Below are 433 nucleotides of genomic sequence, written 5' to 3'. Positions count from 1 at the left end.
ACCAGATTCGTCATTTTCGTCTCGCTCCTTACAGCACCTTGGCTTCCGTCTTCAGCTTCTCGACCAGCGTCTTCACGTCCGGCACCTTCACGCCTGCGCTGCGCTTGGGCGGCTCGGCAACCTTCAGCGTCTTCAGACGCGGCGTGACATCAACGCCCAGGTCTTCCGGCTTGACGATCTCGAGCGGCTTCTTCTTCGCCTTCATGATGTTCGGCAGCGTGACGTAGCGCGGCTCGTTCAGGCGCAGGTCGGTGGTGACCACTGCGGGCAGCGTGAGCGACAGCGTTTCCGCGCCGCCATCCACTTCGCGCGACACGGTCGCCTTGCCGTCTGCAACCACGACCTTCGAGGCGAACGTGGCTTGCGGCAGGTTCGCGAGAGCGGCGAGCATCTGGCCGGTCTGGTTCGAATCGTCGTCGATAGCCTGCTTGCC

1 pseudogene is annotated in these 433 nt (G+C 63.3%); it reads right to left on the bottom strand.

Annotated elements, in window-relative coordinates:
- Positions 1 to 28 precede the first annotated feature (28 nt).
- Positions 29 to 433, bottom strand: a pseudogene (locus tag U5A58_RS40540) (electron transfer flavoprotein subunit beta/FixA family protein); the annotation flags it as partial.

The sequence above is a fragment of the Paraburkholderia sp. J7 genome, assembly GCF_905220155.1.
In the GTDB taxonomy this organism is placed as follows: Bacteria; Pseudomonadota; Gammaproteobacteria; order Burkholderiales; family Burkholderiaceae; genus Paraburkholderia.
The sequence above is the reverse complement of the archived record's forward strand: the minus strand, read 5'-3'. Positions and strand labels throughout refer to the sequence as shown.